This window comes from Ruegeria sp. BE10 (genome assembly GCF_056538905.1).
In genome coordinates this window covers 671,387-685,908 of sequence record NZ_JBQFTX010000001.1, presented here as the reverse complement: position 1 = coordinate 685,908, position 14,522 = coordinate 671,387, and the positions used below count along the sequence as shown (strand labels likewise).

The 14,522-nt window shown below is 58.5% G+C and carries 17 protein-coding genes; all 17 read left to right on the top strand.

What is annotated here, in order from left to right; genetic code table 11:
* The 17 genes from ACR0M2_RS03425 to nuoH all read left to right on the top strand — a co-directional run bounded on the left by ACR0M2_RS03425 (position 1) and on the right by nuoH (position 14,521).
* The gene (locus ACR0M2_RS03425) at positions 1-1,929 is read left to right on the top strand and encodes an acetyl/propionyl/methylcrotonyl-CoA carboxylase subunit alpha (protein ID WP_480704037.1); all 1,929 of its coding nucleotides are present in this window, start codon (positions 1-3) and stop codon (positions 1,927-1,929) included.
* Between the two features lie 78 nt (positions 1,930-2,007).
* Positions 2,008-2,862, top strand: coding sequence for a hydroxymethylglutaryl-CoA lyase (locus ACR0M2_RS03420; RefSeq protein ID WP_480704036.1), 855 nt, complete (start codon positions 2,008-2,010; stop codon positions 2,860-2,862).
* A 9-nt stretch (positions 2,863-2,871) separates the two neighbouring features.
* On the top strand, positions 2,872-3,654 hold the full coding sequence (locus ACR0M2_RS03415) for a crotonase/enoyl-CoA hydratase family protein (RefSeq protein WP_480704035.1): 783 nt from the start codon (positions 2,872-2,874) through the stop codon (positions 3,652-3,654).
* Positions 3,655-3,847: 193 nt separating this feature from the next.
* Positions 3,848-4,213 carry an NADH-quinone oxidoreductase subunit A gene (locus ACR0M2_RS03410; protein ID WP_050602775.1) on the top strand — a complete coding sequence of 122 codons (366 nt, stop codon included), beginning with the start codon at positions 3,848-3,850 and terminating at the stop codon, positions 4,211-4,213.
* Complete coding sequence (locus ACR0M2_RS03405) at positions 4,204-4,737, top strand: NuoB/complex I 20 kDa subunit family protein (protein WP_010442777.1); 534 nt, start codon at positions 4,204-4,206, stop codon at positions 4,735-4,737. Before ACR0M2_RS03410 ends, ACR0M2_RS03405 begins: the two co-directional genes overlap by 10 nt.
* Positions 4,738-4,748: 11 nt before the next feature.
* On the top strand, positions 4,749-5,354 hold the full coding sequence (locus ACR0M2_RS03400; RefSeq protein WP_170395739.1) for an NADH-quinone oxidoreductase subunit C: 606 nt from the start codon (positions 4,749-4,751) through the stop codon (positions 5,352-5,354).
* On the top strand, positions 5,354-5,527 hold the full coding sequence (locus ACR0M2_RS03395; protein ID WP_058274391.1) for a hypothetical protein: 174 nt from the start codon (positions 5,354-5,356) through the stop codon (positions 5,525-5,527). The genes ACR0M2_RS03400 and ACR0M2_RS03395 overlap by 1 nt, the downstream gene beginning before the upstream one ends.
* 1 nt (position 5,528) lies before the next feature.
* On the top strand, positions 5,529-5,654 hold the full coding sequence (locus tag ACR0M2_RS03390; RefSeq protein WP_264187107.1) for a hypothetical protein: 126 nt from the start codon (positions 5,529-5,531) through the stop codon (positions 5,652-5,654).
* Positions 5,654-6,877, top strand: coding sequence for an NADH-quinone oxidoreductase subunit D (locus ACR0M2_RS03385; RefSeq protein ID WP_170409203.1), 1,224 nt, complete (start codon positions 5,654-5,656; stop codon positions 6,875-6,877). Before ACR0M2_RS03390 ends, ACR0M2_RS03385 begins: the two co-directional genes overlap by 1 nt.
* On the top strand, positions 6,877-7,974 hold the full coding sequence (gene nuoE / locus ACR0M2_RS03380) for an NADH-quinone oxidoreductase subunit NuoE (protein ID WP_480704034.1): 1,098 nt from the start codon (positions 6,877-6,879) through the stop codon (positions 7,972-7,974). The genes ACR0M2_RS03385 and nuoE overlap by 1 nt, the downstream gene beginning before the upstream one ends.
* A 32-nt stretch (positions 7,975-8,006) precedes the next feature.
* Complete coding sequence (locus ACR0M2_RS03375) at positions 8,007-8,228, top strand: DUF5337 domain-containing protein (RefSeq protein WP_170349358.1); 222 nt, start codon at positions 8,007-8,009, stop codon at positions 8,226-8,228.
* Positions 8,229-8,240: 12 nt separating this feature from the next.
* The gene (nuoF, locus tag ACR0M2_RS03370) at positions 8,241-9,539 is read left to right on the top strand and encodes an NADH-quinone oxidoreductase subunit NuoF (RefSeq protein WP_170348145.1); all 1,299 of its coding nucleotides are present in this window, start codon (positions 8,241-8,243) and stop codon (positions 9,537-9,539) included.
* A 409-nt stretch (positions 9,540-9,948) separates the two neighbouring features.
* The gene (locus ACR0M2_RS03365) at positions 9,949-10,365 is read left to right on the top strand and encodes an MAPEG family protein (protein ID WP_480704033.1); all 417 of its coding nucleotides are present in this window, start codon (positions 9,949-9,951) and stop codon (positions 10,363-10,365) included.
* 23 nt (positions 10,366-10,388) lie between these two features.
* Positions 10,389-10,760 (top strand): hypothetical protein, encoded by a 372-nt coding sequence (locus ACR0M2_RS03360; protein ID WP_254437374.1) that lies wholly within the window; start codon positions 10,389-10,391, stop codon positions 10,758-10,760.
* Between the two features lie 98 nt (positions 10,761-10,858).
* A complete protein-coding gene (locus tag ACR0M2_RS03355; protein ID WP_254428648.1) occupies positions 10,859-11,263 on the top strand; it encodes a DUF5333 domain-containing protein in 405 nt (134 codons plus the stop codon).
* Between the two features lie 3 nt (positions 11,264-11,266).
* The gene (nuoG, locus tag ACR0M2_RS03350; RefSeq protein WP_480704032.1) at positions 11,267-13,288 is read left to right on the top strand and encodes an NADH-quinone oxidoreductase subunit NuoG; all 2,022 of its coding nucleotides are present in this window, start codon (positions 11,267-11,269) and stop codon (positions 13,286-13,288) included.
* A 195-nt stretch (positions 13,289-13,483) separates the two neighbouring features.
* Positions 13,484-14,521 carry an NADH-quinone oxidoreductase subunit NuoH gene (gene nuoH / locus ACR0M2_RS03345; protein WP_170348155.1) on the top strand — a complete coding sequence of 346 codons (1,038 nt, stop codon included), beginning with the start codon at positions 13,484-13,486 and terminating at the stop codon, positions 14,519-14,521.
* Position 14,522: the final 1 nt, after the last annotated feature.

Sequence of the window (14,522 nt, the reverse complement as noted above, 5' to 3'; positions counted from 1 at the left end):
ATGTTCAATAAAATCCTGATTGCCAACCGGGGCGAGATCGCATGTCGCGTCATGGAAACGGCTCAGAAAATGGGCGTCTTCTGTGTTGCGGTCTATTCCGACGCGGATGCCTCGGCAAAACATGTGCAGATGGCCGATGAGGCTGTCCGTATCGGCGGCGCGGCTCCCGCTGAAAGCTACCTGAAGGGCGACGTGATTATTCAGGCTGCGCTGGATACCGGAGCTCAGGCGATCCATCCGGGGTATGGCTTTCTCTCGGAAAACCCCGAATTCGTGGATGCGGTCGATGCGGCTGGTTTGACGTTTATCGGCCCTTCGGCGGATGCGATCCGCAAGATGGGTCTCAAGGATGCGGCCAAGGTTCTTATGGAGCAGGCCGGCGTGCCGGTTGTGCCTGGATATCATGGTGACAATCAGGACCCCGAACATCTGGCAGGCGCGGCGGAGACCATTGGCTATCCGGTTTTGATCAAGGCCGTCGCAGGCGGCGGCGGGAAAGGCATGCGGCTGGTCGAACGTCCCGAGGATTTCAGCGCCGCATTGGACAGTGCTCGGGGCGAGGCCAAAACCGCTTTTGGCAATGACGCCGTTCTGGTCGAGAAATTCGTCGCCAAACCCCGCCATATAGAAGTGCAGGTCTTTGGCGACGGCACCCATGCGGTGCATCTGTTTGAACGAGACTGCTCGCTTCAACGCCGACACCAGAAGGTGATCGAGGAGGCTCCGGCTCCGGGTATGCCGGCTGAGATGCGCGAGGCGATGGGGCAGGCGGGCGTGCGGGCCGCCGAGGCGATCGGGTACAAGGGCGCAGGGACGGTTGAATTCATCGTTGATGCTTCGGACGGGCTGCGTCCGGACAGGTTCTGGTTCATGGAGATGAACACGCGCCTGCAGGTCGAGCATCCCGTGACCGAAGCGATCACCGGGGTCGATCTGGTCGAATGGCAATTGCGGGTCGCCGCTGGCGAGGCGTTGCCGAAACGTCAGGACGATCTATCCATCACTGGCCACGCATTTGAGGCCCGTCTTTATGCCGAGGACGTGCTCAAGGGCTTCCTGCCTGCAACGGGCACCCTGACGCATCTGCAATTCCCTACGGCCTGCCGTGCCGATAGCGGAGTGCGTGCGGGTGATACGATCAGCCCATGGTATGACCCGATGATCGCTAAAGTCATCGTCCATGGCCCCACGCGCGCGGTTGCATTGGAACAGCTTCATCGTGCCCTGCAGCAGACCGAGGTCGCAGGCACCGTGACCAACCTCGCCTTTCTGGGTGCGCTGACCCGGCATGAAGGTTTCGCCACAGGTGATGTAGATACCGGGCTGATCGGGCGGGATATTGATGCGCTGACACTGATAGCTCCGATTTCGGCAGCGACATGCGTGGCGGCTGCGATGACGGCGTTGGACTTGGTCGATACGAAGGAAGATACTGGGTTTTCCCTGTGGGCTCCGTTGCACCGTGCAGTTCAGCTAAAGGTAGATGACACCCTTGATCTTGATGTTCAGGTTGAAGGTTCAAATCGTCAGGTTTGGCAGGTCGGGGAAGATACTGTCATTGCCGAGCGCAGCAACGGTATCTGGTCCATTGACGGCAGCCCAATGCCGCAGGTGTCGGTTTCGGGCGCGCGGATCACGGTCTTTGACACCTACGGGCAGGCGTTTGACATTGTTGATCCGCTGGACCGCGATGCCAGCGCTGCAGGCGATACTAACGTGATCGAAGCCCCCATGCCCGGATTGGTCAAGGCGGTGTTTGCCGCCGTTGGTCAAAAGGTAAGTGAGGGAGACAGGCTTGCCATTTTGGAGGCGATGAAAATGGAACATTCCCTTCTGGCCGCCCGCGACGGTGTCATTGCCGAGGTGCTGACTGAGGACGGCGCGCAGGTCGAAGCCGGAGCGGCCCTGATCAGATTAAAAGAAGAGTGACCTGTTCGCGCGCCGCATCGCGTGGCACAGTCAGGCCATCCGAACAGGACACGAAACAAAACCGGGAGGAGCGCGGCCATGGGTGAGCGGGTCGAGATTTTCGAAGTAGGTCCACGTGACGGCCTGCAAAATGAACAGCGTGAGATCCCGGTTGCCGAGAAAGTGGCGCTGGTAGACTGCCTCAGCCGCGCCGGGTTCAACCGGATCGAAGTAGCCAGTTTTGTATCGCCCAAATGGGTGTCGCAGATGGCCGGCAGTGCGGAAGTTTTGGCGGGAATAAAAAGGCCAGATGGGGTGCGCTATGCCGCGCTGACGCCCAACATGCGTGGGTACGAGGATGCCTTGGCGGCCAAGGCGGATGAGATTGCGGTGTTTGCTTCGGCCTCCGAGGGGTTCTCGAAAGCCAATATCAACGCCACGATTGCCGAATCCATCGAGAGGTTCACGCCGATCCTCGAGGCCGCGCGCCACATTGATCTGCCGGTGCGTGGATATGTGTCCTGCGTGACCGACTGCCCCTATGATGGCCCAACACCGCCCGAGAAGGTGGCCGAGGTCGCTGATCAGCTGTTTGGTTTGGGCTGCTATGAGGTCTCATTGGGCGATACAATCGGGCAGGGGACGCCAGATACCATCGCGCATATGCTTTTGGCCGTACGAGAACGCGTGCCGGTAACCCGTCTGGCTGGGCATTTCCACGACACCAATGGCCGGGCGCTCGACAATATTGATGCTGCCCTGGCGTTGGGCGTGCGAACCTTTGATACGGCGGTTGGTGGATTGGGCGGGTGCCCTTATGCGCCCGGAGCTGCGGGGAATGTCGCGACCGAGGCCGTAGCCGCCCATCTGGAGCGGTTGGGCTATGAAACCGGGCTTGATCTGGAAGTCCTAGAGCAGGCCGCGCAAATGGCGCGGGCCATGCGGCCAGAGTGAGGGGCGGGCATGTTTGAAACGATCTCGGTGACCACAGACGCGCGTGGAGTTGCGGCTTTGACGCTCGACCGGGCGGAAAAACACAACGCGATGTCGGCGCAGATGATTGCCGAACTGACACAAGCGGCCGCGCAACTGGGTGCAGATGACACAGTTCGCGTAGTGGTTCTGACCGGGGCGGGCAAGAGTTTCTGTGCGGGCGGTGACCTGGGCTGGATGCAGGACCAGATGGCCGCCGACCCCGAAACGCGGTTTGCCGAGGCGCGCAAGCTGGCCGAGATGCTGCAGGCGCTGAACACCATGCCCCGCCCGCTGATCGGTGCGATTCAGGGCAATACGTTTGGCGGTGGTGTTGGGCTGACTGCTGTTTGCGACGTGGCCATTGGTGTGGACAGCGTAAAAATGGCCCTGACCGAGACGCGGCTGGGTCTGATCCCGGCCACGATTGGCCCATATGTGATTGCCCGGATGGGTGAGGCGCGGGCGCGGCGCGTGTTCATGTCGGCCCGGTTGTTCGATGCTGTCGAGGCGGTCGAGCTTGGGCTGCTGGCCAAAACCGTTCCGGCAACCGATTTAGCTGATGCGGTCGAAGCCGAAGTTCTGCCCTATCTTTCCTGTGCGCCAGGCGCGGTTGCCTCGGCCAAGGATTTGGTCAGCAAGCTGGGACCCAATATTGACGATGCTGTGATTGACCAGACGATCGAAGCCTTGGTGGATCGGTGGGAAACCGACGAGGCGATGGAGGGAATCGGTGCGTTCTTTGAAAAGCGAAAACCTGCATGGAAAAGTTAGGTTTAGGCCTTAATTTCATTGTAGTTGCAGTAGGAATCACCTTTCCCGGATCACAGGGCATGACAAGTGGATTATTACTCCTGTCTGCGACTGTGTTCGGTTGACCCTCTGACCACGCGCGGATAGAGAATGTCCAGTCAACACGCCAATTGACGGCGCCCCCCGACCGGGTTGCGCAGGAAAGGAGCTATTCGTGGAAGACCTGCTACGGGAGTATCTCCCGATTCTGGTGTTTCTGGCCGTTGCTGTCGGCCTTGGAATCGTCCTGATTCTGGCGGCTGTGGTTCTGGCAGTCCGCAACCCCGACCCTGAAAAGGTCAGCGCATATGAATGTGGCTTCAACGCCTTTGACGATGCGCGGATGAAATTCGACGTCCGGTTCTATCTGGTCTCGATTCTGTTCATCATCTTCGATCTGGAAATCGCCTTTCTGTTTCCGTGGGCCGTCGGCTTCAAGGACATCAGCGATGTAGGGTTCTGGTCGATGATGGTGTTCCTGGGTGTTCTGACCATCGGCTTTGCCTATGAATGGAAGAAGGGGGCCTTGGAATGGGAGTGATGACGGGTGCAAACACTGCCGGTGTCGACAAAGAAGTCGCAACCCAGGCCCTGAATGCCGAGTTGCAGGACAAAGGGTTCCTGCTGACCTCGACCGAAGACATCATCAACTGGGCCCGTACTGGATCACTGCACTGGATGACCTTCGGTCTGGCCTGCTGCGCGGTTGAAATGATGCACACCTCGATGCCGCGTTATGATGCCGAACGGTTTGGTATCGCCCCGCGGGCGTCCCCACGTCAGTCCGATGTAATGATCGTGGCGGGAACGCTGACTAACAAGATGGCCCCGGCGCTGCGCAAGGTTTACGATCAGATGCCCGAGCCGCGCTATGTGATCTCGATGGGGTCCTGCGCAAATGGCGGTGGGTATTACCACTATTCCTATTCGGTCGTGCGCGGCTGTGACCGCGTGGTTCCAGTGGATATCTACGTCCCCGGGTGCCCGCCAACCGCCGAGGCGTTGCTGTATGGCCTGATGCAGTTGCAACGCAAAATCCGCCGCACCGGCACCATCGTACGCTGAGGAGAGAGCTGATGAGCGAAGCACTCAAAGAACTCGGCGCGCAGCTTGAACTGAAACGGGCCGATTGCGTTCTGTCCTGGGATGTGACCCATGGCGAACTGAACGTGGATGTGGCGCCGTCGAACCTTGTGGAATTCATTGAGTTCCTGAAATCCGACCGGAATTGCCAGTTTTCGTCGCTGGTCGACATCACTGGCGTGGATTACCCCGAACGGGCCAAGCGGTTCGACGTGGTGTATCACTTCCTGTCGATGTACCAGAACCAGCGCATCCGCCTGCGGGTTTCAATCCGAGAAGAAGACATGGTGCCCTCGATCGTTGACGTTCACCCCTCGGCGAATTGGTTCGAGCGTGAGGTGTTCGACATGTTCGGCATCCTGTTCTCGGGCCACCCGGACCTGCGCCGCATCCTGACCGACTATGGGTTCCGCGGCCACCCACTGCGCAAGGATTTCCCGACCACCGGCTATACCGAGGTGCGCTATGACGAAGCGCAAAAGCGCGTTGTCTATGAGCCGGTGTCGTTGGTGCAGGAATACCGTCAGTTTGATTTCATGTCCCCGTGGGAAGGCGCGAACTACATTCTTCCGGGGGATGAAAAACAGGAGACTGAATAATGGGTGGCATCTGGTGGCTGATCCTTTCTGCACTGACCATCATTCCGATGGTGAAGATTTTGCCGTTTTTCGGGATCAACAAGTTCTGGTGCCTTCTTTGTCTGGTTCCATTTGGCACAATTGCGTTGCTGTGGTGGGTTGGGCTGAAACTGCAAGAGTTGGAGCGCCGCTGAGATGATGGGTGAACTTATCATTCTGGGTGCGCTGGGGGTGCTGCTGGCAGGTGCCGCTGCCAAAGCGGCCGAAGCTGAAAAGGTTCGGGTTCGGGCCGAAGCGAAAAAGAAAAAACGGGGGCGTTGATGGACGGCTCAAGATACGATGACGGCAGCACGGACGCGCTGAGCGGAGAACAGAAAATCCGCAACTTCAACATTAACTTCGGTCCGCAACACCCTGCGGCGCATGGAGTTTTGCGTCTGGTGCTTGAGCTGGACGGTGAGATTGTCGAGCGCTGTGACCCGCATATCGGTCTGCTGCACCGTGGCACCGAAAAGCTGATGGAAAGCCGGACGTATCTGCAGAACCTGCCGTATTTCGACCGTCTGGATTACGTGGCACCGATGAACCAGGAGCACGCCTGGTGTTTGGCCATCGAAAAGCTGACAGGGGTTGAAGTGCCGCGTCGCGGCTCGCTCATCCGTGTTCTCTATTCCGAGATCGGGCGCATCCTGAACCATCTGCTGAATGTGACCACGCAGGCGATGGATGTGGGCGCGCTGACGCCGCCGCTGTGGGGCTTCGAGGAACGCGAAAAGCTGATGGTGTTCTATGAGCGCGCCTGCGGTGCCCGCCTGCACGCGGCCTATTTCCGCCCTGGTGGTGTCCATCAGGACCTGCCGCCAGAACTGCTGGACGATATCGAGGCGTGGAGCCACGAATTCCCCGCCGTTCTGGACGACATCGACGGTCTGCTGACCGAAAACCGTATCTTCAAACAGCGTAATGCCGATATTGGCGTCGTAACCGAGGATGACATCCAGAAATACGGCTTTTCGGGCGTGATGGTGCGCGGGTCTGGTCTGGCATGGGATTTGCGTCGCGCGCAGCCTTATGAATGCTATGACGAGTTCGAATTCCAGATCCCCGTCGGCAAGAACGGCGACTGCTACGACCGTTATCTGGTGCGCATGGAAGAGATGCGCCAGTCGCTGTCGATCATCCAGCAGGCCATCGTCAAAATCCGTGAGTGCCCCGGCGATGTTCTGGCGCGCGGCAAGATCACCCCGCCGAAACGCTCAGACATGAAGACCTCGATGGAAAGCTTGATCCACCATTTCAAACTGTACACCGAAGGTTTCCACGTTCCCGCCGGTGAGGTCTACGCCGCCGTTGAGGCCCCAAAGGGTGAGTTCGGCGTCTATCTTGTCGCCGACGGCACCAACAAACCCTACCGCGCCAAACTGCGCGCACCGGGGTTCCTGCACCTGCAAGCTATGGACCACGTCGCCGGAGGCCACCAACTGGCCGATGTTGCCGCCATCATCGGCACCATGGACGTCGTATTTGGAGAGATTGACCGCTAATGCTCCGCCGCCTCCACCCCGAACAACCCGAAAGCTTTGCCTTCTCCGCTGCCAACCAGCAATGGGCCGAAGCGCAGATCACAAAATACCCTGAGGGGCGCCAGGCCAGCGCGGTTATCCCGCTGCTGTGGCGCGCGCAGGAGCAGGAAGGCTGGCTGAGTCGTCCGGCGATTGAATCCGTCGCCGACATGCTGGGCATGGCCTACATCCGCGTTCTTGAGGTCGCGTCTTTCTACTTCATGTTCCAGTTGCAGCCGGTTGGCTCGGTGGCACATATTCAGGTCTGCGGCACGACGTCCTGCATGATCTGCGGGGCCGAGGATTTGATTGCGGTCTGCAAGGACAAGATCGCTGCCAGGCCGCATGAACTATCTGCCGATGGCAAGCTGAGCTGGGAAGAGGTGGAATGCCTCGGGTCCTGTACCAACGCGCCGATGGCGCAGATTGGTAAGGATTATTATGAGGACCTGACCACCGAGAGCTTTGGCAAAATCCTCGACGATTTGGTTGCGGGCAAAGTTCCGACACCGGGCCCGCAGAATGGGCGTTATGCGGCAGAACCTCTTAAAGGACTGACCAGTCTGACGGAATATGACAGTGGTCGAACCCAGTTTAACGCCAGTGTCGAACTGGCGAATGATCTGGGCGATACAGTCAAGCGGATTGATGGGACCGAAGTGCCCATCCTAACCCCTTGGCTGGGTAAGGACGGTAAGGCTGCAGCGACCAAGGCGGCACCAAAACCTCCGAAAGCGCCGACACCGGGCAAGTCTGCGGTGAAACAGGCCGAAGAGGCGAAGGCGAAAGAAGACCAGCCGGAAACCCTGACCACGCCGCGCGATGGAAAAGCTGATGACCTGAAGATGCTCAAAGGTGTCGGACCCAAGCTGGAAGAAACGCTGAACGAGTTGGGCTTTTACCACTACGACCAGATTGCGGCCTGGACATCGGAACAGGTGGCTTGGGTTGATGCGCGGCTGAAGTTCAAAGGTCGGATCGAGCGGGACGGCTGGATCGAACAGGCCGGTAAGCTGGCGGCGGGCGAGGAAACCGAGTTCGCCAAACGTGCCAAGAAAGACGGCACTTACGAAGACTAGGACGCATGCCCATCCGGGGCATGAAGGATGAGATGGACAAGGACAAAGAACAGGCCATAGCCCGCAAGGGTCGTCACATAGGTATCGTCATTGCAGTGACGATGACCATTTGGCTTGCCATGAACCTGTTCATTGGCCCCGCACTGGAACTGACGACGCGCCATGCGTTGTTGTTTGATCTCGCCGCTCTGGCGGCGTTCGTCTATGCGGGCGTCAACATATTTCAACTCTGGCGCATGCGTCAGGATAGCTGAAGGTAACACGCGATGCTGAAGGATCAGGACCGGATCTTTACCAACATCTACGGGATGCACGAGCGCACGCTGAAAGGTGCGCAGGCCCGCGGGCATTGGGACGGCACAGCTGGCCTGATTGGCAATGGGCGCGACTGGATCATTCAGACGATGAAGGACTCGGGCCTTCGTGGGCGCGGTGGCGCGGGTTTCCCAACTGGTCTGAAATGGTCGTTCATGCCCAAGGAAAGTGATGGTCGTCCGGCCTATCTGGTGGTGAATGCGGATGAATCCGAGCCCGGCACCTGCAAAGACCGCGAGATCATGCGCCATGATCCGCACACGTTGATCGAAGGCTGCCTGATCGCGTCTTTCGCGATGAACGCACACACCTGCTATATCTACCTGCGCGGCGAATACATCCGCGAGCGCGAGGCGCTGCAGGCCGCGATTGACGAAGCGTATGACGCGGGTCTGCTAGGCAAGAACGCCGCCGGTTCGGGTTGGGATTTCGATCTGTTCCTGCATCACGGCGCCGGTGCCTATATCTGCGGAGAAGAGACCGCCCTGATCGAAAGCCTTGAGGGCAAGAAAGGTATGCCGCGGATGAAGCCTCCGTTCCCGGCGGGCGCGGGGTTGTATGGCTGCCCGACCACGGTGAACAACGTAGAATCCATCGCGGTTGTGCCGACCATCCTGCGCCGTGGTGCGGACTGGTTTGCGGGATTCGGCCGTCAGAACAATGCAGGGACCAAGCTGTTTGCCATTTCGGGTCACGTGAACAACCCCTGCGTGGTCGAAGAGGCCATGTCTATTCCCTTTGAGGAGCTGATCGAAACCCATTGCGGCGGCATTCGAGGCGGTTGGGATAATCTGCTGGCGGTCATCCCGGGTGGGTCCTCGGTACCCTGTGTGCGCGGCGAGAACATGCGCGATGCGATCATGGATTTTGACCACCTGCGCAACGATCTGGGCTCGGGCCTTGGGACTGCTGCGGTCATCGTGATGGACAAGTCCACGGACATTATCAAGGCGATCTGGCGGCTGTCGAAATTCTACAAACATGAAAGTTGCGGTCAGTGTACGCCCTGCCGTGAAGGCACCGGCTGGATGATGCGCGTGATGGACCGTCTGGTGCGCGGCGAGGCCGAGCTGGAAGAGATTGACATGTTGTTCGATGTGACCAAACAGGTTGAAGGTCACACGATCTGCGCCCTCGGCGATGCGGCTGCCTGGCCGATCCAGGGCCTGATCCGTAACTTCCGCGAAGAGATTGAAGATCGCATCAAGGCCCAGAAAACGGGTCGGATGGGTGCGATGGCGGCGGAGTGATCGAGATGCGGAGCTTTCGAACAACTTGTGTCGCACTCTTGCTTATCGGGGCTGTAGCAGCCCCAGCCGCAGCTGCGAAACGTGCGGCATACGATCAGGCTGTCGGTGAGGTTCTTGCGGCTCATTTCATAAAAGACAGATGCAGCGGTCTGGCCACTGTTGGCGGTTCTGATTACCAGAGTTACGTGCTGACTGCGACAGAACTGACTGCGGTTCAGGGATTGCGTCGGCAAAAAATGCGCAAGTTCTTATTTTATGGGAGATCCGATTGGCTTAAGGGGCAAGTAAGGAAGGTTCTCGACGACAGAAATGTAGAATTTTCAAACAAAAAATCTCTTTGTGCGTTTGGACGAGGCGTGGCGGGAACCGAAGATGCTATCGGGCGATTTCTGGTAAAGGAGTGACCTAGATGGAATTTCTAACCGACTACTCCCACGCAGTTACTTCGATAGTGATCTTCACGCTCGTGCTTCTGTTCATGTCGCCATTCACGGCTTTGGCGAAACAAAGCAAAGGGTTGGCGCCGGGGGCCACACCCGAACAAGACTATGCTGACAAGGCCTATCGCCTGAATCGCGCCTACCTGAATGGGACCGAGACGCTGCCCGCCTATCTGACGGTCATTGTCGCGGCCATTCTTATGGGGGCCAGCCCATTTTGGGTTAACCTGCTGGCTTCGGTCGCGTTGCTGGCGCGCCTGATAATGCTGGTGGTGCATATTCGCGGTATCGGCAAACCGTCTGCTGGTTTGCGCTCGGTTCTGTATGTCATCGCCTGGGCCTGCATGGTCGTGATGGGGACTATGGCAATAGTGGCGGCGTTTTGATGAAGACTTGGGGAAAATATCAGATGCTAGGACGTAAAAGTGTTGCCGGTCGCGTGTCCATGTTGGCCGGCGTCCTTACGTTGTCACTTGTTTCGGCGTGCGGTGGCATCACGTCGTCCAGTGATCGTGTCCTTTTTGACGGTAAGTATTTTCGGGCCAAAGCAAAGCCCGTCGATAAAAAGAAGATGCCGACCGAATTCACCGTGGTTGTGAATGGGGTTTCTGCCTCGTTGGACGGCGCGCGCGAAGCGGGACGGTACGAGGGAACGAAATTCTGCATCAAGAACTTCGGTTCTTCCAGCATCGCGTGGAAGGTCGGCCCGGATACTGAACCCCAGAACTTGCGTGTCAGCGACGACAAGTTGACCTTTGCAGGAGCTTGCCAGCGACCATGACGCGCGTGTTCGCATATCACTCGATGACACGGGGGATGTTATTGCATAGCACCCCGACTGCCGGTCGTCTTGGGTTTCCCAAGACGAAAGGAATTGTCATGTCCAGTGTGAAAATGCTGACGCTGCTGTCTGTGCTGGCTTTGCCCACCATCGTTGAAGCGAAACCGCCCTTGCGCGAAGTCAAAGAAATCGACAACGAACTCTATTACATCGCCATTGCAAATGAGATTTCAGAGTATTGCCCCTCGATCAGCGGGCGGCGTCTGAAAGCGATCGGTGTGCTGTGGGGATTGAAGTCGCAAGCGAACAAACTGGGATATTCGGACAATGAAATCCGGGCGTATGTGGATTCGGATGCCGAAAAGGACCGGATGCGCGCCAAGGGCGAGGCGTATCTGGCCCAACACGGTGTCACCTACGAAAACCCCAATTCCTTCTGCACGCTGGGGCGGGCAGAGATTGAAAGAAACAGCGCCATTGGCGTGTATTTGAGGGCGAACTAGACGATGTCTGACCTCCGTAAGATCAATATCGACGGGCAGGAAATCGAAGTCGATGGTGCGATGACCCTGATCCAGGCTTGTGAGCAAGCCGGGGTCGAGGTGCCGCGCTTCTGTTATCACGAACGTTTGTCGATCGCAGGGAACTGCCGGATGTGCCTGGTTGAGGTTGTGGGCGGCCCGCCCAAACCTGCAGCGTCCTGCGCGATGCAGGTCCGTGACCTGCGCCCCGGGCCGGAAGGGCAGGCGCCTCAGGTCAAGACGAACTCGCCCATGGTCAAGAAGGCCCGCGAAGGCGTGATGGAGTTCTTGCTGATCAACCACCCGCTGGATTGCCCGATCTGCGATCAGGGCGGTGAGTGCGATTTGCAGGATCAGGCGATGGCTTACGGCGTGTCGGGGTCGCGTTTTAAAGAAGCCAAACGTGCGGTCGATGATCTGGATCTCGGTCCGCTGGTCGGTACCGCGATGACCCGTTGCATCAGTTGTACGCGCTGTGTGCGTTTCACGACCGAGGTCGCCGGGATCGCGCAGATGGGCCAGACCGGTCGAGGGGAGGATGCCGAGATTACCTCGTATCTGAACCAAACGCTCAATTCGAACCTGCAGGGGAACATCATCGACCTGTGCCCGGTTGGGGCGCTGACCTCAAAGCCTTACGCATTTACTGCCCGACCATGGGAATTGACCAAGACCGAGAGCATCGATGTGATGGATGCGCTGGGGTCCAACATCCGGGTGGACACCAAGGGCCGTGAGGTCATGCGCTTTCTCCCGCGCAATCATGACGGCGTGAACGAGGAATGGATCAGCGACAAGACCCGGTTTGTCTGGGATGGCTTGCGTCGTCAGCGTCTGGACAAACCTTACATTCGCGAAAACGGAAAGCTTCGACCCGCGACTTGGCCCGAGGCGCTGGGACGTGCGGCAAAAGCCCTGAAAGGCGCTGAAAAACCCGCCGGGATCGTCGGGGATCTGGTTCCTGTCGAAGCCTCTTTTGCGTTAAAACAGATGGTCGAAGGACTGGGCGGTGTTGTCGAGTGCCGTACTGACGGGGCCAAGCTGCCAGCGGGAAATCGTGGGGCTTATGCGGGAACCGCCGCGATTGAAGACATTGATGCGGCCGAACGCATCCTGCTGATCGGTACCAACCCGCGCGACGAGGCTCCGGTTTTGAATGCGCGAATCCGAAAGGCGTGGACGCACGGGGCCGAAGTAGCCCTGGTCGGGCCAGCAGTCGATCTGACCTATGCCTACCATCACGTTGGTGACGACAGGACAGCACTGCAAAAGGTCGTCGACATGGGCGGAGATGATGAGATCAAGGGTAAGGCGTCACTGGTCGTTGTGGGGCAGGGCGCGTTGCAAGAGGCCGACGGTGCGGCTGTGCTTGCCGCCGCGCAAACCATTGCTGCCAGTACTGAAAGCGGGCTGCTGATCCTGCACACCGCTGCCTCTCGCGTGGGGGCAATGGATGTGGGTGCCACCAACGAGGGTGGCATTGAGGCCATCAACGCGGCGGACGTGATCTACAACCTAGGGGCAGACGAGGTCGAAATCGACGAGGGCGCATTCGTGATCTATCAGGGCAGCCATGGCGACCGGGGCGCGCACCGCGCTGACGTGATCTTGCCGGGTGCCGCCTATACCGAAGAAAACGGGCTGTTCGTGAACACCGAGGGCCGCCCGCAATTGGCAATGCGCGCTGGTTTTGCGCCAGGTGAGGCCAAGGAAAACTGGGCGATCCTGCGGGCCTTGTCGGCCGAATTGGGCGCGACGCTGCCTTACGACTCGCTGGCGCAATTGCGCAGTGCGCTGATCGAAGCAGTGCCGCATCTGACGCGCATCGACGAGGTGATCGAAAACGAAGTGCAATTGATGGAGGCTGGCCCCCTAGGTACAGCCACTTTCCGCAATGCGATCAAGGACTTTTACCTGACCAATCCAATCGCCCGCGCCTCGCAACTGATGGCTGAGCTGTCGGCGCAGGCACAGGCACGCAAGGCCGGGAAGATCGCGGCGGAATGAAACAGACCTGTTTCATATCGCTTTTAGGGGCCTGCAATAAGGTGGCTGTGAAAATGCGCGTGAGACGCAACAATAAGGGTGGCGTAAGTGCGGCGGATGCTGTTTACACCAACGCGCCGACCCAGCCGCAGTTTGCGCAGGCAAATGGCCTTCGCAATTTACGCGGAAAACGGAATACCCACGGTGTGAGGACCAATGGCTGATTTCTTTAACACCCCAGGCGGAATAGCCATCATCATTCTGGCGCAAGTGCTTGCCGTTGTTGCCTTTGTGATGATCTCGCTGTTGTTCCTCGTTTATGGCGACCGCAAGATTTGGGCGGCGGTACAGATGCGCCGCGGTCCCAACGTGGTGGGCGTCTATGGCCTGCTGCAATCGGTGGCAGATGCGCTGAAATATGTGGTGAAAGAGGTGGTTATCCCCGCCGGGGCCGACCGCACGGTTTTCATTCTGGCACCGCTGACAAGCTTTGTTTTGGCGATGATCGCCTGGGCGGTAATCCCGTTCAACGATGGCTGGGTCCTGTCAGATATCAACGTTGCCATTCTGTATGTCTTCGCCGTATCTTCGTTGGAGGTTTATGGCGTGATTATGGGCGGTTGGGCGTCGAACTCAAAGTACCCGTTCCTAGGATCGTTGCGCTCAGCTGCGCAGATGATTTCTTACGAGGTTTCCATCGGCCTGATCATCATTGGTGTGATCATTTCTACAGGGTCGATGAATTTCGGCGACATCGTACGCGCGCAGGATGGCGGGCTGGGCCTATTCAGCTGGTACTGGCTGCCGCATTTCCCGATGGTCTTCCTGTTCTTCATCTCGGCGCTGGCGGAAACCAACCGCCCACCGTTTGACCTGCCCGAGGCGGAATCCGAACTGGTCGCCGGTTATCAGGTGGAATACTCGGCCACACCCTTCCTGTTGTTCATGGCAGGCGAATACATTGCGATCTTCCTGATGTGCGCGCTAACATCGCTGCTGTTCTTCGGTGGCTGGCTGTCGCCGATCCCGGGCCTGCCTGACGGTGTCCTGTGGATGGTTGCGAAGATGGCGTTCTTCTTCTTCCTCTTCGCAATGGTCAAGGCGATCACACCCCGCTACCGCTATGACCAGCTGATGCGGTTGGGCTGGAAAGTGTTCCTGCCGTTCTCGCTGGCCTGGGTGGTGTTCGTGGCTTTTGCGGCGAAATTCGACTGGTTCTGGGGCGCATTCGCCCGTTGGAGCGTAGGAGGCTAAT

What these genes read in the sequence shown, in the direction of transcription:
- nuoE (WP_480704034.1), top strand. Translation starts at nt 6,877, where the DNA reads ATGCTCCGCCGCCTCCACCCCGAACAACCCGAAAGCTTTGCCTTCTCC.
- nuoG (WP_480704032.1), top strand. Translation starts at nt 11,267, where the DNA reads ATGTCTGACCTCCGTAAGATCAATATCGACGGGCAGGAAATCGAAGTC.
- nuoF (WP_170348145.1), top strand. Translation starts at nt 8,241, where the DNA reads ATGCTGAAGGATCAGGACCGGATCTTTACCAACATCTACGGGATGCAC.
- ACR0M2_RS03400 (WP_170395739.1), top strand. Translation starts at nt 4,749, where the DNA reads ATGAGCGAAGCACTCAAAGAACTCGGCGCGCAGCTTGAACTGAAACGG.
- ACR0M2_RS03390 (WP_264187107.1), top strand. Translation starts at nt 5,529, where the DNA reads ATGATGGGTGAACTTATCATTCTGGGTGCGCTGGGGGTGCTGCTGGCA.
- ACR0M2_RS03395 (WP_058274391.1), top strand. Translation starts at nt 5,354, where the DNA reads ATGGGTGGCATCTGGTGGCTGATCCTTTCTGCACTGACCATCATTCCG.
- ACR0M2_RS03385 (WP_170409203.1), top strand. Translation starts at nt 5,654, where the DNA reads ATGGACGGCTCAAGATACGATGACGGCAGCACGGACGCGCTGAGCGGA.
- nuoH (WP_170348155.1), top strand. Translation starts at nt 13,484, where the DNA reads ATGGCTGATTTCTTTAACACCCCAGGCGGAATAGCCATCATCATTCTG.
- ACR0M2_RS03375 (WP_170349358.1), top strand. Translation starts at nt 8,007, where the DNA reads ATGGACAAGGACAAAGAACAGGCCATAGCCCGCAAGGGTCGTCACATA.
- ACR0M2_RS03425 (WP_480704037.1), top strand. Translation starts at nt 1, where the DNA reads ATGTTCAATAAAATCCTGATTGCCAACCGGGGCGAGATCGCATGTCGC.
- ACR0M2_RS03405 (WP_010442777.1), top strand. Translation starts at nt 4,204, where the DNA reads ATGGGAGTGATGACGGGTGCAAACACTGCCGGTGTCGACAAAGAAGTC.
- ACR0M2_RS03355 (WP_254428648.1), top strand. Translation starts at nt 10,859, where the DNA reads ATGTCCAGTGTGAAAATGCTGACGCTGCTGTCTGTGCTGGCTTTGCCC.
- ACR0M2_RS03365 (WP_480704033.1), top strand. Translation starts at nt 9,949, where the DNA reads ATGGAATTTCTAACCGACTACTCCCACGCAGTTACTTCGATAGTGATC.
- ACR0M2_RS03420 (WP_480704036.1), top strand. Translation starts at nt 2,008, where the DNA reads ATGGGTGAGCGGGTCGAGATTTTCGAAGTAGGTCCACGTGACGGCCTG.
- ACR0M2_RS03415 (WP_480704035.1), top strand. Translation starts at nt 2,872, where the DNA reads ATGTTTGAAACGATCTCGGTGACCACAGACGCGCGTGGAGTTGCGGCT.
- ACR0M2_RS03360 (WP_254437374.1), top strand. Translation starts at nt 10,389, where the DNA reads ATGCTAGGACGTAAAAGTGTTGCCGGTCGCGTGTCCATGTTGGCCGGC.